General features: G+C 65.5%; 21 protein-coding genes. 10 read left to right on the top strand and 11 right to left on the bottom strand.

All coding sequences use genetic code 11. The features are described from left to right. The first annotated feature begins 27 nt into the window (after positions 1 to 27). Positions 28 to 453, top strand: a complete 426-nt coding sequence (locus tag TSA1_RS00745) for an HIT family protein (protein WP_100174666.1) — start codon at positions 28 to 30, stop codon at positions 451 to 453. A gap of 9 nt (positions 454 to 462) precedes the next feature. On the opposite strand, the gene tsaA is transcribed toward TSA1_RS00745, so the two are convergent. The 4 genes from tsaA to TSA1_RS00725 all read right to left on the bottom strand — a co-directional run bounded on the left by tsaA (position 463) and on the right by TSA1_RS00725 (position 3,315). Continuing rightward, complete coding sequence (tsaA, locus tag TSA1_RS00740; protein WP_100174665.1) at positions 463 to 954, bottom strand: tRNA (N6-threonylcarbamoyladenosine(37)-N6)-methyltransferase TrmO; 492 nt, start codon at positions 952 to 954, stop codon at positions 463 to 465. Between the two features lie 32 nt (positions 955 to 986). Further along, positions 987 to 1,337, bottom strand: a complete 351-nt coding sequence (locus tag TSA1_RS00735) for an AzlD domain-containing protein (RefSeq protein WP_100180902.1) — start codon at positions 1,335 to 1,337, stop codon at positions 987 to 989. Next, positions 1,334 to 2,074 carry an AzlC family ABC transporter permease gene (locus tag TSA1_RS00730; RefSeq protein ID WP_100174664.1) on the bottom strand — a complete coding sequence of 247 codons (741 nt, stop codon included), beginning with the start codon at positions 2,072 to 2,074 and terminating at the stop codon, positions 1,334 to 1,336. Before TSA1_RS00730 ends, TSA1_RS00735 begins: the two co-directional genes overlap by 4 nt. A gap of 239 nt (positions 2,075 to 2,313) precedes the next feature. Then, complete coding sequence (locus TSA1_RS00725; RefSeq protein ID WP_174718680.1) at positions 2,314 to 3,315, bottom strand: lytic transglycosylase domain-containing protein; 1,002 nt, start codon at positions 3,313 to 3,315, stop codon at positions 2,314 to 2,316. Between the two features lie 304 nt (positions 3,316 to 3,619). Here TSA1_RS00725 and TSA1_RS00720 point away from each other — a divergent pair, with 304 nt between their 5' ends. Beyond that, positions 3,620 to 4,519: a TRAP transporter substrate-binding protein gene (locus TSA1_RS00720; protein ID WP_245448062.1), complete on the top strand. Its 900-nt coding sequence runs from the start codon at positions 3,620 to 3,622 to the stop codon at positions 4,517 to 4,519. 62 nt (positions 4,520 to 4,581) lie between these two features. Here the strand turns inward: TSA1_RS00720 and TSA1_RS00715 are convergent, their stop codons facing one another. Genes TSA1_RS00715 through TSA1_RS00700 form a run of 5 tightly spaced genes read right to left on the bottom strand, consistent with a single transcriptional unit; the run spans position 4,582 to position 8,854 of the window. Further along, entirely contained in the window at positions 4,582 to 4,776 is a 195-nt protein-coding gene (locus TSA1_RS00715; protein ID WP_100174661.1) for a hypothetical protein, read from the bottom strand. A gap of 36 nt (positions 4,777 to 4,812) precedes the next feature. Beyond that, positions 4,813 to 6,111: a glycoside hydrolase family 130 protein gene (locus TSA1_RS00710; protein WP_100174660.1), complete on the bottom strand. Its 1,299-nt coding sequence runs from the start codon at positions 6,109 to 6,111 to the stop codon at positions 4,813 to 4,815. Positions 6,112 to 6,139: 28 nt separating this feature from the next. Then, positions 6,140 to 8,431 (bottom strand): glycosyltransferase family 4 protein, encoded by a 2,292-nt coding sequence (locus TSA1_RS00705; protein ID WP_100174659.1) that lies wholly within the window; start codon positions 8,429 to 8,431, stop codon positions 6,140 to 6,142. Next, positions 8,428 to 8,604 (bottom strand): hypothetical protein, encoded by a 177-nt coding sequence (locus TSA1_RS39230; RefSeq protein WP_161497175.1) that lies wholly within the window; start codon positions 8,602 to 8,604, stop codon positions 8,428 to 8,430. The genes TSA1_RS00705 and TSA1_RS39230 overlap by 4 nt, the downstream gene beginning before the upstream one ends. Before the next feature lie 55 nt (positions 8,605 to 8,659). Then, a complete protein-coding gene (locus tag TSA1_RS00700) occupies positions 8,660 to 8,854 on the bottom strand; it encodes a hypothetical protein (RefSeq protein WP_097658906.1) in 195 nt (64 codons plus the stop codon). 302 nt (positions 8,855 to 9,156) lie between these two features. Here TSA1_RS00700 and TSA1_RS00695 point away from each other — a divergent pair, with 302 nt between their 5' ends. Continuing rightward, positions 9,157 to 9,795, top strand: coding sequence for an HAD family hydrolase (locus TSA1_RS00695; RefSeq protein ID WP_100174658.1), 639 nt, complete (start codon positions 9,157 to 9,159; stop codon positions 9,793 to 9,795). On the opposite strand, the gene TSA1_RS00690 is transcribed toward TSA1_RS00695, so the two are convergent. Beyond that, positions 9,792 to 10,832, bottom strand: coding sequence for a phenylacetaldoxime dehydratase family protein (locus TSA1_RS00690; protein ID WP_100180901.1), 1,041 nt, complete (start codon positions 10,830 to 10,832; stop codon positions 9,792 to 9,794). The genes TSA1_RS00695 and TSA1_RS00690 overlap by 4 nt on opposite strands. 28 nt (positions 10,833 to 10,860) lie before the next feature. After that, positions 10,861 to 11,877, bottom strand: a complete 1,017-nt coding sequence (locus tag TSA1_RS00685; protein ID WP_100174657.1) for a carbon-nitrogen hydrolase family protein — start codon at positions 11,875 to 11,877, stop codon at positions 10,861 to 10,863. Between the two features lie 197 nt (positions 11,878 to 12,074). Here TSA1_RS00685 and TSA1_RS00680 point away from each other — a divergent pair, with 197 nt between their 5' ends. From TSA1_RS00680 to TSA1_RS00655, 7 genes are all read left to right on the top strand, one after another. After that, positions 12,075 to 13,031 (top strand): AraC-like ligand-binding domain-containing protein, encoded by a 957-nt coding sequence (locus TSA1_RS00680; RefSeq protein ID WP_100174656.1) that lies wholly within the window; start codon positions 12,075 to 12,077, stop codon positions 13,029 to 13,031. A gap of 92 nt (positions 13,032 to 13,123) precedes the next feature. Beyond that, positions 13,124 to 13,360 (top strand): hypothetical protein, encoded by a 237-nt coding sequence (locus TSA1_RS00675; protein WP_100174655.1) that lies wholly within the window; start codon positions 13,124 to 13,126, stop codon positions 13,358 to 13,360. A gap of 115 nt (positions 13,361 to 13,475) precedes the next feature. Then, positions 13,476 to 14,501: an aldo/keto reductase gene (locus TSA1_RS00670; protein WP_174718679.1), complete on the top strand. Its 1,026-nt coding sequence runs from the start codon at positions 13,476 to 13,478 to the stop codon at positions 14,499 to 14,501. Positions 14,502 to 14,566: 65 nt separating this feature from the next. Further along, a complete protein-coding gene (locus TSA1_RS39515) occupies positions 14,567 to 14,731 on the top strand; it encodes a hypothetical protein (protein WP_174718678.1) in 165 nt (54 codons plus the stop codon). 12 nt (positions 14,732 to 14,743) lie between these two features. After that, entirely contained in the window at positions 14,744 to 15,082 is a 339-nt protein-coding gene (locus TSA1_RS00665; RefSeq protein ID WP_100174653.1) for a c-type cytochrome, read from the top strand. A 69-nt stretch (positions 15,083 to 15,151) separates the two neighbouring features. Next, a complete protein-coding gene (locus TSA1_RS00660; protein WP_100174652.1) occupies positions 15,152 to 16,573 on the top strand; it encodes an MFS transporter in 1,422 nt (473 codons plus the stop codon). A gap of 132 nt (positions 16,574 to 16,705) precedes the next feature. Next, positions 16,706 to 17,158 carry a PEGA domain-containing protein gene (locus tag TSA1_RS00655; RefSeq protein ID WP_097658898.1) on the top strand — a complete coding sequence of 151 codons (453 nt, stop codon included), beginning with the start codon at positions 16,706 to 16,708 and terminating at the stop codon, positions 17,156 to 17,158. Positions 17,159 to 17,214: the final 56 nt, after the last annotated feature.

Genomic DNA, 17,214 nt, shown 5'->3' with positions numbered 1-17,214 from the left:
ATTGCAAGTTTCTCGGGAGCCGCCGCCATGACCGCCTACGACACCAACAACATCTTCGCAAAGATCCTGCGCGGCGAGCTGCCCTGCAGCAAGGTCTACGAGGACGAGCACGTCTTCGCCTTCCTCGACATCATGCCGCGCGTGCCCGGCCACACGCTGGTGATCCCGAAGGCCCCTGCCCGCAACATTCTCGACATCAAGCCGGATGACTACGCCCACGTCGCCCGCGGCGCGCACAAGATCGCGGCCGCCGCCATGAAGGCCTTCAACGCCGACGGCATCACCATCCAGCAGTTCAACGAGCCCGCCGGCGGACAGGTGGTTTTTCACCTGCACATGCACGTGATGCCGCGCCACGACGGCGTGGCCATGCTGCCGCCGGCCAGCCGCAAGGAAGACGCCAAGGTGCTGGAAGAGAACGCGGCCAAGCTGATCGCGGCGTTGAAGGCCTGATCGTCATTCCTACTCCGTCTCGAAATCGCCCTTCTGCGGCGCCGCCAATGGCGTGAACTCGCAGCGGTCAGGCTTGATGTCGATCAGCGGCGTGTTGTCGAGACAGTCGAGCCCGCGCACCAAAATCGTGTTGCCCTCGATGCCGACCAGCTTCACGATCGACGTGCCGATCGGATTGGGCCGCACCGGCGAGCGCAGCGAGAACGTGCCGCGGGTCTTCTCGTTGTTCTTAGGGCTCTGCAGGATGATGTCGCGGCGCGACTGGTCGAGCCAGTAGAGCACTTCGAGATTGCTGTAGAAATCGACGCCCTTGATGGCCGGCACGAACGGCTCGAAGATCTCGAGCCGGCAGATCGGGCCGTCCTGACGTCCCTGCCGCGGCGTCTCCAGCCGCGACGTCCAGGGCGTGCGGATGCGGCCGATGAAGACGAGGCCAGCATCCTGCGTCGGCGGCAGCTCGATGGCGACCTCGCCCTCGCGGAGCTCCTGTTCGCGAACCATATGTCCTATTCCCTAGCTGTTCGCCGGCGGTTTTAGCCCAACCACCACTTGCCGGCCAGCATGAAGACTTCACCGGTCACGACGCCCGCGAAGATCGAGCGGCGGGTCAGCAGGAACACGACGAGGCCGGCGGCCACCGCGCCGTAGCGCAAGGCATCAGGCACGCTGGCGAGCGCACCCGGCGGTTGCACCACGATCTGGGCGATGACGCCGGCGAGGATGGCAGTGGCAACCGCCCTCACCCACACGAGCAGTTCGGAGCCTTCGTCGATGCCGCCGCCGAACCACAGGCCGAGCATGCGCCAGATCTGGTTGGGAACGACGCCGGCGACGAACAGAACGACGAGCGCCTGCCAGTCGCCGATGAGCTGTGCGTAGCTCATGCGCGCACCGCCCGCCACCAATGCACGCCATAGGCGATCGTGCCGGCCACGAGCCCGCTGACGAGGATGTCGAGGCCGGAGTTCATCTTCGCGGCCAGCGGATAGAGCAGAACGCCGAGCGCCAGCGCGACCACGTCGGCGGCCTCGCGGCTGTTGCGCGCGGTCGAGAACAGGAAGGACAGCGGTGTCAGCATCAGGATCGCGGCACCAAGCGTCTGCGTCAGGTTGGCGGCGAGGAAATAGCCGACCGTGTTGGCGGTGAGGCACACCGAGACGAGGCCGAAGCCGAGCCCGTTGACGAAGGCGATGCGCCGCTCGCGCGGCACCTGCGGCAGGAAGCGATGGCATTCGACCCACAGCGTCACGGCCGTGAGGTGCGCGGCGAAGAACAGCTCACGCCGCTTGGTCGTCGGCGTGCGCATCAAGGGCAGCACCGAGACCACCATCGGAAACAGCCGGATGGCGCTGACCGTGACCGCAATCGCCGACTGGATGATGGTGGCGCCCGAGCCGAGCGTCGTGATCAGGATGATCTGCGCTGGACCTGCCCAGACGAACAGCGTCGAGCAGAGCGCCCAGAGCAGGCTGAAATGGGTGTCATGGGCCAGCGCGCCGATGCCGAGATAGGTCGCGAACAGGACGAGTGTGAGGATCGTCTGCGTGACCGAGCGCAGGCCCCAGCCGAAGGCAAGCCAGCGGCTATTCCATTGCGGTGAATCGAGCGGAGGAAGTGCCACGGGTGCTTTGGCTGGTGAGGAATCGTGCGCGCATAACGGGTGAGACGGCGGCTCGCGTCAAGGAAGCCGGCGTCGGGGCTGGCATGCGTGACACCCCCACCGCCGTCATTCCGGGGCGGCTCGAAGAGCCGAACCCGGAATCCATCAGGCCACAGAGATCGCGGCACGATGGATTCCGGGCTCGCGCCCAAGCGGGCGCGCCCCGGAATGACGAACGGAGAGATACTTAGCCCGCCCGCTCACACACCCCGGTTCTTCAGCACGAAGCAGGCCCCGCCCGCTTTCCTGATCCGGCCGCAGAGATCATCCGCCTCGCTGCGCGTATCCGCGCCGATGCGTACCTGGTAGAACGCGCGCGTGCCGCGGCTGCGCATCACCGAGCTCAGCAGGCTCGGATCGCGCTCGCCGATCACGGTGCTGAGCCGCGTCACGGCGCGGGAATACATCGCCAGCGCCCTGTTGCGGTCGAAGCCGGCGGCGAGCTGCACGCCCCAGGCCTTTGCGGCCGCAAGCTCGACATGCTGCTCCAGCTCGGCGACGAAGGCATTCGGCGCGCGCTTGAGCAGCGCCATGAGATCGCGGCAGCTCGTCGGCGGCGAGCTCGGCGGGCCCTTGCCGGTCGCTCCTGCCTTGGCCCAGGCATCGACGCTGGTGCCTGTGATGGCGTAGACGTAGTTGCGGGTCTGCTCGGGCATGCCGCCGGTGCCGGTGAGCCATTCCTGCACGCGCCGCGGGCCGGCATTGTAGGCGGCCGCGGCAAGGCCGAGATTGCCGAACTGGCTGCGCAGCTCGCTCAAGAACTCCGCCGATTTCGGCAGCGCCTGCACCGGGTTGAACGGATCGAGCAGCCCGCGCTCGCTTGCCGTGCCCGGCATGAACTGCGCGATCCCCTGCGCATGCTCGCCGCTGCGTGTCGTGGGACCGACGGCGTCGGCCTGGAAACGGCTTTCCTGCCAGATCACCCGGGCGAAGAATTCCAGCGGCAGATTGGCATCGCGTGCGGCGGCCTCGACGATCAGGCAGATCGACTCCCGCGTGTCGCTCTCGCGTGCGTCGGGGGATTTCTCCTGGGATTTTTCTTGGGATTCTTCTTGGGATTTCTCTTGGGATCTCTCCTGGGGCTTCTCTGGCGGCTTTGCGGGCTCCTCGACGCTCGGCGCCGCGGCGTCGGGCTTTGTAGGCGGGTCATCCGCCGCCGGTGCCTGCGTCGCCGAAACGAGCAGCGCGGCGATCATGGGCATTGCAATCCGCCTCAACCATGGGCAGGCGCGGCTGTGGCGCGTGCCGATGCGGCGTGCAACAAGGTGAGCTGCCCAGTTGTGACATCCTGCCATGGTTCGACGAGTTGCCAATATGCTGCCTGACCTGTCTCTCCCAATGCGTCACCCCGCCAAACGGATCCGCGTCATCTTCGCCTTTGTCGCGCTCGTCGTGCTGGGCCTTGCCCCAGCCGCCGCGGAAGAGAATCCGCGCGTCACGTCCCAAGTTACTTCTCAAGTCACTTCCCAGGTCACTTCCCAGGTCACTTCCCAGGTTACTTGGCGGATGACCACGGAATACCCTGAGAATAACATCTCCGGGATCGGCCTCACCACCTTCGCCGGTCGCGTGGCGGCGCGCACAAACGGTTTCGTGACCGTGGCGAACGCGTACGACAACAGCCTCAAGATCAATTCGGGCGAGATGCCGCGCGCCGCGCTCGATGGCCGGATCGCCGGGGGCGATGCCTTCGCGGGCGCGCTCTCCGGCATCGACCCGGTGCTCGGATTGTCCACCCTGCCCTTCCTCGTGCAATCGGCCGAACTCGCCCGCGCCACCAACTTGCGGGCGCGCCCGCTCTACGAGAAGGCACTGGCGGCGCGCGGCCTCAAGCTGCTTTATCTGACGATCTGGCCCGCCACGGGGCTTTGGTCGGAGCGTGCGCTGGAAGGAGCCGACGACCTGGCGAAACTGAATTTGCTGGCCTATGATTCCAATTTCAGCGAGGTCATGCGCGCAGCCGGCGCCAACGCGCAATTCCTGCCGATGGACGCCGCGCTCGCCGGATTGAAGGAGCATCGGCTGAACGCATTCCTCACCTCCGGCGATGGCGGCGCGGGACGCAAGCTCTGGGATTTCCTGCCGCACTTCACCGCCATCAACTATGCGATGCCGGTCTCGATCGCCTTCGTCCGCAACGACGCCTTTGCCGAACTGCCCGAGCCGATGCAGCGCGAGGTGCTGGCCGCCGCCGCCGAGACCGAACAAAGCCAGTTCGCGCTATTGACCCACCGCACCACCGAGAATTACGCGCGCATGCGCGACAACGGCGTGCGCATCGTCGAGCCGGCGCCGGCCTCCCTGATCGCCGCGCTCCGACAGGCGGCAACGCCTGCGATCGCCGCCTGGGAAGCACGGGCCGGCGCGGATGCCGCCGCGATCGTCGCATGGGCGAGACAGCAGTAAAATGCAGCGCGGCGGTCCTGCAATGGAATGTCTGCGAGGCCCGCCTTTCGCTCGTATCGGCCTTAAGCCGAGACGGGATGTTCTGCCCTGATTGCGCGGTCCAGGGCGTCAATCAACGTTTGGAGCTCGACGAATTTGTTCCGTGCGCGCTCGGCATTGTCGCGATCGAAGGGAGCGGCCAGCACCTTCGCATGGGTGTCTCTGTCCTCGATCATGCGATCGCGGGCCTTCTTCAATGTTTCAAGTCGCTCGTTCATCTGTGCTCCTGACGTCAACGTTCGAGAAAGCCGCGCTCAGCGGCACATCGCCTCGATGAGCGCCGAAATCCTCATCGTTGCAAAACTGGAGAAGGTGTCCGACACGGCATATGGCAGGATGACCCGGTCATTGTGCCTCATCGCGCCGCAGGTGTAGACGACGTTCGGGACATACCCTTCGCGCTCGGACGGTTCAGGCCGCAACAGCGGCTCGACCGAACGTGCCAGCACCCTGGACGGGTCGCGCTTGTCGAGCAGCGCCGCTCCGATCGAGTATTTCCGGACCGGCCCGACACCGTGCGTCAGCAGCAGCCAACCTTCGTCCAGTTCGATGGGCGCCCCACAATTGCCGATCTGGACGAACTCCCATGGAAACTGCGGTTTCAGGAGGAGCCGGCCGCCCTCCCATGTGTAGAGGTCGTCCGAATAGACCAGATACAGGTTCTCATTGTCCTGTCGCGCGATCATGGCATAGCTGCCGCCGATCTTGCGGGGGAACAGCGCCATGCCCTTGTTGTTTGCGGCTGCGCCTCGCAAAGGCGTCATTCGAAACGACATGAAATCGCTGGTTTCGATCAACTCGGACCGGATCGCCCGTCCGCTATAGGCCGTATAGGTCGCATAGTAGGTTTCTCGACCGCCGTCGCTGAATCTGACAAAGCGCGCATCCTCGATGCCGTTAGATTGGGAATCGGTCACGGGAAAGATGACCCGCTCGCTGAGGTCCTCCTCCGGAGCGAACATCAATTCCACACGATCGCCGTCCGGCCCGGATGCGCGATGGCTGATGCGGGGAACCGAGGCAAGGCGCGCCGTCGGATCGACGGCCAGGCTTCCGTCAGCCGCAATCGTTCCGGTTCGAAACGTCAGTGACGACACATGGCCCTCGCCGATGGCCCGGAGACTGACGATGAAGCGCGCGCCACCCTTCGGTGCCGTCGATTGATCGGGGTGCGGGACGATGCTGGGGTTGAACAAGGCAGAGGCCTCGAACGAATACTCGCTGAGAAAATAGGCGCCGATCAGCTGACGCTGCGTCTTCGAGAAGAGGCCGTGCGTCGCGAAAGCATCCTCCATTTCATCCGCGCGGGCCTCGAACCGCTCCAGAAGGTTACGATGTCGCCCCTGGAAATTGTCCAGGACATCCGCGAGCTGATCCGCGACGGCTTCCGGACTGAGCCCAAGAACCCGGTCGACGATGTGATTTGCACGCATCTTGTCGGTCGGATTCAGGTCGCGGGGTTCGGTTGCCGGCTTGAATGGCCGCACGATCACCCGCGCTGGATCGGGGCGCAGATAAAGCCCCTGCCGGTTCAGGAAAGAAACTTGTGACACGGGATCCCGGCCTCGCTGAGTGAGAAGATCAGGTTCGGGCGCTCACGGCGCGCAACGCCGTAGGCCGCGTCAGGCTCGGATTGACGCGCGCAAGCTGGCGCATCTCCGCAAGTCCGAGGAGATAGCAAACAACCGACTCGCCCCCGCGGTTCTCGTTGGCGCGATCGGGGTGCAAGCCATCCCTGCAACTGCCGGTGAGCGGATCGACCAGCGCCACCGAGAGATCGTTGCTGCCCTGGAACCAGGCGAAGGCCCGCGTTGCCATGGCCTTCCATTCGGCATCGCCCTCGGCCCGCCACGCCGTGAGACAGGCAGCGATCGTTGCCGTTGCTTCCACGGGCTGCTGATCGAAGGCACGGGGATGTTGCCGCCGCTCGCCGAAGCCGGCGGTGCCGACCGGTCGGAAATGCCCTGCCGCGGTCGTCTGTTGCGCCATGAGCCAGCGCAGAGACCTCAACCCGGCATCGAGATATTGAGGCGCCCGCGTCGCCATGCCCGTGAGCATCAGCGCCTGCGGCAGTTGCGCGTTGTCGTAGGCCAGCCCGTCCTCGAACCACACCCAGTCCGGTGTCTCGACCGAGGCCAGACAAGCCATCAACTTGTCGGCAAGGGAATGCCGAACTTCCCTGGCATGGAGATCGTCCGGAGTCACCGCGCAATAGGCGTCCAAGCCCAGCAACGTGAACGCCCACGCGCGGGGCGAACGAAAGCCCGCCGCGATCGACAATGCCTGGGCGAACAAGGCCGCCGCCCACAGGCGCCGGGCCGGGCTGGCGTCTCTACGTGCGGCCTCGCCCAAAGCCCATAACGTCCGCCCCTGACTGTCTTCGGACCCTCGGTCTTCGAGCCAGGTTCGATTGAAGCCCATGAAATTGCGAAATTGCCCGGTGTCGGGGTTCCAGGCGTGCTGCACGAATGCTGCAAACCGGCTCGTCAAGACCTCCGACAGCGGCTGTTCGCCTGGACCATTGAGGACGCAGGCCAGCAGCAGTGCTCGGGCATTGTCGTCGACACAATAGCCGTGCGCGCGATCCGGCACCGAATGTACCGCGTGCTGGAACAGTCCGACATCATCGCACATCGACAGGAAATGACCGATCTGCATGTCGGGCGGCGCGGGGCTACGAGGCTCCGGCGAGCTCACCTCGGAGCGCGCGAGAACCTTCAACCGATGACCATGCCGCGCATTCTCGAAGACGGACACGTAGCGCTCGGCCACCCGCTCCCATGTCATCGTCCGGCTCGCCGCATAGGCGCGCCGGGACATCGCCTGCCGGCGAGCGTCGTCGGTCAGCAAGTCTGCGATCTCCTCGCCAATCGCCGTGGCGTCGCTGAAAGGCACCAGGACGCCATACCCGTCGGCAAGCAGCTCGCGGGCATGCCAGTAAGGCGTCGAGACGACCGGCTTTCCCAGTCCGAAGCTGTAGGCCAGGGTTCCCGACGTCATCTGGGCCTCGTTGAGATAGGGCGTGACATAGACGTCGCACATCGAGATGAATTCGAGCAGCGTCGCCAGATCGGCGAACCGGTCGAAGAAGACCACCTGATCGTCAATTCCGAGTTCGCGCACCCGAGCCACCAGGCTCTCACGATAGGCCTCGCCCTGGTTTCGGACCAGGTTGGGATGCGTTGCGCCGAGCACGACGTACACCGCATTCTCGCAGCGCTTCAGAATCGACGGCATGGCGTCGATCATGATCTCGATGCCCTTGTTCGGTGACAACAGGCCGAATGTCAGGATGACCGATTTCTGCTCGAATCCCAGCTTGGCTTTCGCTGCATCGGGCGCGACGAAGGCGACATCGGGAATGCCGTGGGCGATGACCTCGATCTTGTCGTCGGGCACAAGGTAGACCTCGCGCAGCAGTTCGCGGCCCTTGTTGGCCATCACCACGACCTTCGACGACGCCTCGACGATGCGCTCGAGGACCGTCCGTTGCGCAGATGTCGGATCGGCCAGCACGGTATGGAACGTCGTCACGACCGGCATGGCAAGGCGAGACAACAACACGAGGATATGGGCCCCGGCTTCACCGCCGAAAATCCCGAACTCGTGCTGCAGACACACGGTGTCGAACCGGCCGGCATTGAGGAAGTCCGCGGCCCGGATGTAATCCTCGATATCGTCATCCTTGATCTGGAACGCGACCGCTGGAGGATAATCATAGGCTTGACCGCGATCGGTCATTGCCACGATGCAGGTCTCGAGATCCTGGCGTGAAATCGCTATCGCGTTCTTCAGGTCGGTCGTATAGGTCGCAATTCCGCACCGGCGAGGCAGCGAGTTGCCGATGACGGCGATACGGCGGAGTGGCGTCATGTCGGCACCTCGATGATTTCGCTTGATGTCGGAGCTATCGCTGTCGGCGGAACCGCAGCATCGTGACAGGCGAGCCGGCCGCTCGTGCTCTCGATCGCGCGGCAGTCCGGCTCCTTCGCGGCAGCACCTTGCGGGAAAGTGCCAAGCACCAATGCGACAACACGCATCGTCATGAAGTCATGTTTCCTCGCTGCGAATCCGGGGACGCCATTTGGCGCCTCGCGCTCCTCACGCCTCGAACTGGTCGAACTCGTCAGACAGCAGAATCCGGCCTTGCGGCGTGCATATCCGCACGTCGATATAGCCTTCCTGCAATAGCTCTCTCGCCTTCTTCAGCGCTGCGGCCGTCGTGGCGCGCGCCAAGCTGACGTAGCCGCTCTGATCGCGCCCGCTCACCAGATATTGGAGCGGCGTCCTATCCATTCAGAACGGCCGCAGCGGTCACCAGGCGCAATGGAAACGGCGGGGCGACCACCGGCGGCAAGTTCGAATCGGTGAGTCGAAATCGAGACATACTCGCTCCTCCTCGTTCGGCGGGAGCGCGAGTGACCCTCAGTCACCGATGGATGCCATGGGAAGGGCGGTGATGGCAGGACACTACGCTCACGCCCCGCCAATAGCGAGCTTTAAAACGGTTCCTGGAATCGACGAGGCGGCGTTGCCTTGGCCTTCGGCCTCGTTTAGGTCAAGTCATCGGCGGCAATATCGACACGGGCACGGCCAGCATGGTTACAATCTTCTTTGATCTCGACGGCACGCTCACCAATCCGAAGCCGGGGATCACGCGCTCGATCCAGTACGCGCTGGAGCGGCTGGACGTCGCGGTGCCGAGCGAGGATGAACTGACCTGGTGCATCGGCCCGCCGCTGCATGCCAGCCTGAAAAAGCTCACCGGAACCGACGAGCTAGCCGACCGCGCGCTGCTGCTCTATCGCGAGCGTTTTTCCGATATCGGCCTGTTCGAGAACGAGGCCTATGCCGGCATCGTGGACACGCTGACGACGCTCGCCGCGACCGGCCAGCGCATGTTCATCGCGACCAGCAAGCCCGCGGTCTACGCCACCCGCATCGTCGATCATTTCGGCCTGAAACCCTATTTCGAGCGCGTGTTCGGCTCCGAGCTCGACGGCACCCGCGTCGACAAGCGCGACCTGCTGCGCTACGCGCTCGACGAGACCAGGGTCGATGCCGGCGGCGCGATCATGATCGGCGACCGCAGCCACGACGTCGTGGGCGCCCGCACCAACGGCATGACCGCGATCGGCGTGCTCTACGGCTACGGTAGCGAGGCCGAGCTCAGGGACGCCGGCGCACATCACATCTGCGCCGCCCATCCCGAGCTGCTCGGCCATTGCGTGGTCTAAGCGACCACCGTCTCGACCGCCGCCAACATACCCGTCTTCGGATGACAGTTCAGATATTCGAAGAACTGCTCGTCCGCGGCCGCCACGGTGACCTCGTGATAGAGCCGCAGCTTGGCTGACGGCCCGAGCGTGGACAGATACTTCATCGCCGCAGCGAAGATCTTCACATGGGTCGGATGCGACTCCGCCCAGCGCTCCAGCGCGGCGAGGCTCTTCCACCAGCTCTGGCCATAGGACTTCTCGCTCACGCGGCCGTCGGTCTGGAGCACCTGCATGTAGCGGTTGGCATAGCAACCGACCGCAAGGCCGTCGTCGCGCAGAAAGTCCATGCCCTCGCGCAGCACCGGCTCGACATCGTCGAGATAGAGCTTTCGCTCGGACGCCTCGGTGTCGCTCCAGTCCTGTCCGGATCGGATCAGGCAGAGATTGTCGTGCGCGGCCACCCGCAGCCGCGCGCCGTCGCGGATCAGCTCGGGCGCACCGCCGGGGGCCATCGCGTCGGTTTGCGACAGCGGGATACGGTCGCGCATGCCGCCCCAATAGGCGTGCTCCTGCACCTCGCCGCTCATGCCGCCCGCGATGGCGGCAACGCCCTCGGTCCGGTCGGGCGAGGAGAACAGCGTCTCGTGCCGCGCCACCGTGGGACGCAGCACCTCAATGAAGGTGCCGATGCCCTCGCGTTGCCGGCCGGTCCAGGCCTCGCGCGCCGGTTCGAACCAGGCATCGAAGCGCGGGATATCGTCCCAATAGCCAACCGAGACGATGGTCTCATGGCCGACCTGGTCGACGTAGCGGGCGCGGTCCCAATGCGACGGCCCGCCTGCCACGGCGAACCGCTCCGCGATTTCGGCGAGCGCCTCCGTTGCGGCCACCGGCGCCGCGCCGCGATACTGCACGCCGAAATAGGCCATCACGACGCGGCTCACACCGGGCCTGTAGCGCGCCACGAAGGACGGATAAGGCGGCTGGTAATCGTCCGGCACGCGCTTGTGGCGCGTACGCGTGGTTTCGAGATGCGCAGGAATTGCGGATTCCATGATCATACCCTCCTCTCGATCCCGGTGGTCAGCTCGCCGCCGCGGCAATGTCCGTGGGCTCGACGGTGTCCACCGGCAGCGCGAACTGCTCGACGCGCTGGTAGCGCTTCTTGTTGAGCAACAGCCGCGTCACGTCGGGCCGCGAATAATGGCCGGCCGGATCTGCCGCGTTCTTGGCGACGCCGATGGCGCCGAGGTCGATCTCGGCGATCAGGAGGCCCTCCTGGTCGGGCGCGAGCTTGTCGCCGATCTGACTGCCGTCGGGGCCGTAGATGGCGGCAAAGCCGCCGCCGGCATGCAGCAGCGCGTGCTTGTCCGGCCGGTCGCAGAGCTCGTCGATCATGGCCTGCGAGACCGTCGCGCACGGCGCGAGCACGAAGCAGGAGCCCTCCACCGCATAGACGCGCGAGGCGGCATTGTTGACCTCGGCCCCTAGCGCCGGCGCGAAGGGATCGTAGAGCGAGAAGCTCGGCCAGGCCGCGACATGCACCTGCTCGTTCTGGGCATACATCGCGTATTTCGACAACGGCTGCAGATGCTCCCAACAGCACAGGGCGCCAAGCCGGCCGATGTCGGCCCGCGCATGCACCGCGAGATCGCTGCCGTCGCCCTCCCCATAGACGGTGCGCTCGGCATGGGTCGGCCGCAGCTTGCGGCGCTTTGCGATGGTCTCGCCCTCGGGGCCGATCAGCCATTGCGCCAGATACAGGCTGCCGCCGTCGCGCTCGGACAGGCCGATCACCGCCGTCAGCTTCGCCTTGCGCACGGCATCGCGCAGCCGTTCGGCCTGCGGACTGTCATAGGACAGCGAATTGTCGAAATAACGCTGCACGAAGCCGCGGCCGATCGCCCAGGCCGGGGAATCCATCCAGATATGCCAGGGGTAGCCGGGGATGAAGGCCTCCGGGAAGGCGATCAGCTTGGCGCCCTTCTCGGCAGCCTCCCTGATCAGCGCGACCGACTTGTCGATCGAGGCGTCGAGATCGAGCCAGGCCGGCGCCGCCTGCACCACCGCCACCTTGTATTTCGGATGTTCGATGCCCATTGCCGCCTCCCTTGCCGGTTGATCGGAAGCCATCTCCGATGCAGTCTATTTGGCCAAGCCGGACGGCCGGGCGCTCGACCACGGCGGAACGAAAACTCGACTGGAAGGGATCGGCGCCCGGTACGGGATTTGCCTCCGGCTAGGCTCGATCTGCGCCAACACGCGGCTTTGCGGAATGTGAAAGGGAGGCTGTCCCAATGACAATCCAGTTCACGACGGACGGCAGCCCCGGCCATCGGCGGCTCGCCCTGTGGCAGGACATCGTCTGCGACGTCTTCGTCGGGCTCGACTGCAAGTCGGATCTCGGCAGCGCCTTTCGCGGGTCGGTGACGCAAGCTTCGCTCGGCAAGGCGGTCTGCTCCGAGGTGTGCTCGGACCGACAGCATGTGTTCCGCACGCCCTCCCGCATCGCGCGCTCGGACCAGGACTTCGTGCTGGTCGCGCTCGGCCATCGCGGCGATGGCGGCGTGGCGCAGGACGGCCGCGAGACCGTGATCCATCCCGGCGAGTTCGCGCTTTACGACACCACGCGCCCCTACGAGTTGAAGTTCGACGATCCTTTCACGCAAGCCATCTTCAAGGTGCCGCGCGAGATGTTGCAGCGCCGGCTCGGCGGCACCGAGACACTGACCGCAATGTCGTTCGGTTCTGAGGCACCGCTCGAGCGGCTCGCCTATGATTTCATCTTCCGGCTTTGCCAGAGCGCCGACCGGCTGGCATCCGACAACGCCGCCGCATTGTCGGAGCAGGCCGTCGATCTGCTCGCGATGGCACTGAGCGAGCGGCTCGGCAAGACCTCGCTGCGGTCCTCGACCCACCGCTCCGCGCTGATCTACCGGCTCAAGGCGCACGTCCGCGCCCACCTGGCCGATCCCGACCTTTCATTATCGGAGACCGCAGCCGCACTCGGCATCTCGCCGCGCTACGTGAACGACCTTCTCGCCGACGAGGACACGTCTTTCCAACGTTTCGTTCTCGCCGAACGCCTCGCCCATTGTCGGCGCGATCTCGCCTCGCCCCTGCTCGTCCATCGCCACATCAGCGAGATCGCGTTCGCCTGGGGCTTCAACGACGTCTCGCATTTCGGCCGCGTTTTTCGCGAGCAATTCGGCATGTCGCCGCGCGACTTCCGGCAGAGCCAGTTGCGGCACTGAGGCAGCCATCTTCCCGAGCCTTCGTCAGCGGCGAAGGCTCGGCTCGCCAATTCCAGATTGTCTTGCCGTCATGCGTGCATCAGGCTGCACGCATGAGAACTCACGCGACCACCAGCGGAACCGAACTGTTGCTGAGCGTCATCGCGATCCGTCTCGCGGTGCTCGTCGTGGTGGGATGGGGTCTGACGCTGCTGCCGCAGCGGGCGCGCAATCGAGATCTCGGCTGCGCTGACTTGTCCGTCGCGAGCAACGAGGCGAAATTCACGGCGAAGGCCGCCGGCCCGCGCATCATCGATGCCGCGCTCGATGATATGCTGCGGCACGATTAGGGCATTCCCGAGCAAGGCCGGTATGTGAGCGCGTGATAGGACAAGGCGGTTGCTTGCGCTAACCTCGCTACCTGGGCCGCAGGGATCAATCAGCGGCCATCCGAGGAGCACATCGATGGAATACCGACGCTTGGGCCGGTCAGGCCTCATGGTCCCCGCTCTGAGCCTTGGCACTGGCACATTCGGCGGCGTCGGCCGCCTCGCCGCCTGGGGCACGACGGACGCGACCGAGGCGCGGCGCCTGCTCGACATCTGCCTCGAGGCCGGCGTGTCGATGTTCGACACCGCCGACGTCTATTCGCTCGGTGAATCCGAACGCGTTCTCGGCGAGGCCATCAAGGGCCGCCGCGACAAGGTGCTGATCTCGACCAAGGCGACCTTCCGCTTCGGCGACGGCCCCAACGACATCGGCTCGTCGCGGCAGCATCTGCTCACGGCCATCGACGGTTCGCTCAAGCGGCTCGGCACCGACTACATCGACCTGTTCCAGCTTCATGGCTTCGACGCCTTCACCCCGCCCGAAGAGGTGCTCTCAACCCTCGACGTGCTCGTGCGCGCCGGCAAGATCCGCTATGTCGGCGTTTCGAATTTCTCCGGCTGGCACCTGATGAAGTCGCTCGGCGTTGCCGACAGGCACGGCTTCCCGCGCTACGTCGCCAACCAGACCTATTATTCACTGATCGGCCGCGACTACGAATGGGAGCTGATGCCGCTCGGCCTCGACCAGGGCCTCGGTGCGGTGGTCTGGTCGCCGCTCGGATGGGGACGCCTCACGGGCAAGATCCGCCGGGGGCAGCCCAAGCCCGAGGTGAGCCGCCTGCCCAAGACGGCGGAGTTCGGCCCGCCGGTGCCGGACGAGCACGTCTATCGCGTTGTCGATGCCATCGACGAGGTCGCGAAGGAGACCGGCAAGAGCGTGTCGCAGATCGCCCTGAACTGGCTGCTGCAGCGCCCGACCGTGTCGACGCTGATCATCGGCGCGCGCAACGAGGCGCAGCTGCGCGAGAACCTCGGCGCGGTTGGCTGGTCGCTGACCAAGGACCAGATCGCAAAGCTCGACGCGGCCAGCAAGGTGACGCTGCCCTATCCCTACTGGCATCAGCGTACGACCTTCACGGACCGGAACCCACCGGCGGTCTGAACCTTGAGCTGCATCAAACCTGCTTGTGCCGGCCGTGACATTCTGCGGCCGTCGCGAGGCCCCCGATGCGCCGATTTGCCATGAAGGCCGTGTTCATGGCTCTCTCTTTCAGAAGAGCGGAGCGAGAGAGGATCGATTGGGATCGCGGCATCCTGATCTTCTCCACGGGGGTAACGATCGCCTTGATCGCACTCTACGTCTGGGCCAAGGCAACCTCGCGCTGGGAATGACGGGAGTGCGCGATGAATAGGTTTGCGCCGGCGCTGCTGGCCGTTGGCGTTCTGTGGAGCAGCGTTAGTCAAGCCCTGGACCTCGAACAGCGGCACGCTGAGGCATTGCTGCAGCAGATGTGCGCACGGTGTCACGCGGTCGGCAAGACGGGCACGAGCCGAAACGAACTGGCACCGCCTTTCCGGACCCTCGGCGAGAACAAGCTCTACGACCCCGATTTCATGGAGCGCCTCCAGGAGGGTTACAGCAGCATTCACCGCTTCATGCCGACGTTTCGATTCGGCCGCGACGACGCCGCGGCCGTGGTAAGCTACCTGAGAGCGATTCAGGAGCTGCGGAAGCCTAAATAGGGCTGAACGGAACCATCCCGGGTCGGACCAAGTTGCGGACCAGCAGCCTCCAACCGAACACGCTTTACGATGTCGTCCGCCCCCATCGAGCATGCCGACGGCCTGCCGCAGCCTCAGCGCAACCAGGCGGTGCTGACCATTGCGCTCGGCATCATCATGGCGGTGGTCGACAGCGCCATCGCCAATGTCGCGCTGCCGACGATCGCGGCCGACCTCGATGCGAGCCCGGCCTTCTCGATCTGGATCGTCAACGGCTATCAGCTCGCGATCACGATCTCGCTGCTGCCGCTGGCCTCGCTCGGCGAGATCGTCGGCTATCGCCGCGTCTATCTGGTCGGGCTGGTGCTGTTCACGCTCGCATCCGCCTTCTGCGCGCTGGCGCATACGCTGCCGCTGCTGACGGTCGCACGCATCCTCCAGGGCTTTGGTGCCGCCGGCATCATGAGCGTCAATTCGGCGCTCGTGCGCTTCACCTATCCACGCAGCCAGCTTGGCCGCGGCATCGGGCTCAACGCACTCGTCGTCGCATTCTCGGCCGCAATCGGCCCGACGCTCGCCGCAGGCATCCTTGCGGTCGGAAGCTGGCCCTGGCTGTTCGCCATCAACGTGCCGCTCGGCGCGGTGACGCTGCTGGTCGGCTTGCGCAGCCTGCCCCACACCAGGCCTGCCAGCCATCCGTTCGACTGGCAGAGCGCGGGACTTTCCGCGATCACCTTCGGCGTCGGAATCGCCGCGGTCGACAGCGTCGGTCATGGCGAGGCAGCGATCACCTGCCTGATCCAGTTCGTCATCGCGATCGTCGCCGGCGCGCTGCTGGTCTATCGCGAGACGCACATGACCTCGCCGCTGCTGCCGGTCGACCTGTTGCGCATCCCGGTGTTCGCGCTGTCGATCGCGACTTCGATCGCCTCGTTCTGCGGGCAGATGCTGGCCTTCGTCGCGATCCCGTTCTACCTGCAGAGCCGCTTCGGCTATTCGGCGGTGCATATGGGCCTGTTGATCACGCCATGGCCGATCGCGGTGGCGTTCGCGGCGCCGCTGGCCGGTCGCCTGGTCGAGCATTACCCGGCCGGCCTGCTCGGCGGCATCGGGCTCACGCTGTTCGCCTGCGGCCTTGCCGCGCTCGCGCTGCTGCCTGCAGCGCCAACGCCGCTGGACGTGATCTGGCGCATGGCGCTGGCAGGCGCCGGCTTCGGCCTGTTCCAGACCCCCAACAACCGCACCATGATCGCAGCCGCCCCGCGCGAGCGCGCCGGCGGCGCCAGCGGCATGCTGGGCACGGCGCGCCTGCTCGGCCAGACCACCGGCGCAGCGCTGGTAGCGCTGCTGCTCGGCCGCTATCCGGTCGAGGGCACAAGGCTGGCGCTCTTCGCAGGCGTCGGATTTGCGCTCTGCGGCGCCGTCCTGAGCATGCTGCGGCTGTCTCCGGCCGGCGCGCGCGGTGCCGAGCAGGTCCGCGTGCAGGACGATCAGCGCCTGCGGGGCGACTGACGGAGCCGCCCCAGCCTCCGGTACCTCCCATTCCCGTGCACAACCCCTGCGTGGCTTAACTATCCGGACCAATGACCTATTGCCCTCGCGCTCCGGTTGCGCTTGATTGTCGCGGGGAATAAGGGGCACTTCATGCGTTTACTGGGAATTGCGGCGCTCAGCGTCATGCTGGGCGGCTGCGCGTCTGTCACGCGCGGCACGACTGAAAATATCAGCATCTCATCGACACCTTCAGGCGTGGAAGCCGTCGTCAGCGGAATGGAAGTTCCGACCACCTGCACGACGCCCTGTTCGGTCGTCGTCAAGCGAAACGCCGACATCTCGATCACCTTCCAGAAGGAAGGCTACGAGCCGCAGATCGTCCCGCTCAGCCGGGACATCCCGACATCAGGGGCCGCCGGCTTCGCCGGCAATCTCCTGCTCGGCGGCGTCGTCGGCATGGGCGTCGATGCCGCGACCGGTGCAGCCACCGATCACAAGCCCAATCCGGTCATCGTGACGATGCAGCCGACGGTCCGCGCGCGGCCGGCGGCGCCGAAAAAGCCACGGGCGCCGGCGGCACCACCGCCCGATACCGGGACGTAAGCGGTCCCGCACTGCCTCCCAAACAAAAAGGCCGGCTCTTCAGCCGGCCTTTCGAT

It is taken from the genome of Bradyrhizobium nitroreducens (genome assembly GCF_002776695.1).
Taxonomy (GTDB): domain Bacteria; phylum Pseudomonadota; class Alphaproteobacteria; order Rhizobiales; family Xanthobacteraceae; genus Bradyrhizobium; species Bradyrhizobium nitroreducens.
This window is presented reverse-complemented; position numbering and strand designations above follow the sequence as displayed.

Excerpts from the sequence above, each read along its gene's own strand:
- TSA1_RS00745 (WP_100174666.1), top strand. The coding sequence starts at position 28 with ATGACCGCCTACGACACCAACAACATCTTCGCAAAGATCCTGCGCGGC.
- tsaA (WP_100174665.1), bottom strand. The coding sequence starts at position 954 with ATGGTTCGCGAACAGGAGCTCCGCGAGGGCGAGGTCGCCATCGAGCTG.
- TSA1_RS00735 (WP_100180902.1), bottom strand. The coding sequence starts at position 1,337 with ATGAGCTACGCACAGCTCATCGGCGACTGGCAGGCGCTCGTCGTTCTG.
- TSA1_RS00725 (WP_174718680.1), bottom strand. The coding sequence starts at position 3,315 with ATGCCCATGATCGCCGCGCTGCTCGTTTCGGCGACGCAGGCACCGGCG.
- TSA1_RS00720 (WP_245448062.1), top strand. The coding sequence starts at position 3,620 with ATGACCACGGAATACCCTGAGAATAACATCTCCGGGATCGGCCTCACC.
- TSA1_RS00715 (WP_100174661.1), bottom strand. The coding sequence starts at position 4,776 with ATGAACGAGCGACTTGAAACATTGAAGAAGGCCCGCGATCGCATGATC.
- TSA1_RS00705 (WP_100174659.1), bottom strand. The coding sequence starts at position 8,431 with ATGACGCCACTCCGCCGTATCGCCGTCATCGGCAACTCGCTGCCTCGC.
- TSA1_RS39230 (WP_161497175.1), bottom strand. The coding sequence starts at position 8,604 with ATGACGATGCGTGTTGTCGCATTGGTGCTTGGCACTTTCCCGCAAGGT.
- TSA1_RS00700 (WP_097658906.1), bottom strand. The coding sequence starts at position 8,854 with ATGGATAGGACGCCGCTCCAATATCTGGTGAGCGGGCGCGATCAGAGC.
- TSA1_RS00695 (WP_100174658.1), top strand. The coding sequence starts at position 9,157 with ATGGTTACAATCTTCTTTGATCTCGACGGCACGCTCACCAATCCGAAG.
- TSA1_RS00690 (WP_100180901.1), bottom strand. The coding sequence starts at position 10,832 with ATGGAATCCGCAATTCCTGCGCATCTCGAAACCACGCGTACGCGCCAC.
- TSA1_RS00685 (WP_100174657.1), bottom strand. The coding sequence starts at position 11,877 with ATGGGCATCGAACATCCGAAATACAAGGTGGCGGTGGTGCAGGCGGCG.
- TSA1_RS00680 (WP_100174656.1), top strand. The coding sequence starts at position 12,075 with ATGACAATCCAGTTCACGACGGACGGCAGCCCCGGCCATCGGCGGCTC.
- TSA1_RS00675 (WP_100174655.1), top strand. The coding sequence starts at position 13,124 with ATGAGAACTCACGCGACCACCAGCGGAACCGAACTGTTGCTGAGCGTC.
- TSA1_RS00670 (WP_174718679.1), top strand. The coding sequence starts at position 13,476 with ATGGAATACCGACGCTTGGGCCGGTCAGGCCTCATGGTCCCCGCTCTG.
- TSA1_RS39515 (WP_174718678.1), top strand. The coding sequence starts at position 14,567 with ATGCGCCGATTTGCCATGAAGGCCGTGTTCATGGCTCTCTCTTTCAGA.
- TSA1_RS00665 (WP_100174653.1), top strand. The coding sequence starts at position 14,744 with ATGAATAGGTTTGCGCCGGCGCTGCTGGCCGTTGGCGTTCTGTGGAGC.
- TSA1_RS00660 (WP_100174652.1), top strand. The coding sequence starts at position 15,152 with ATGTCGTCCGCCCCCATCGAGCATGCCGACGGCCTGCCGCAGCCTCAG.
- TSA1_RS00655 (WP_097658898.1), top strand. The coding sequence starts at position 16,706 with ATGCGTTTACTGGGAATTGCGGCGCTCAGCGTCATGCTGGGCGGCTGC.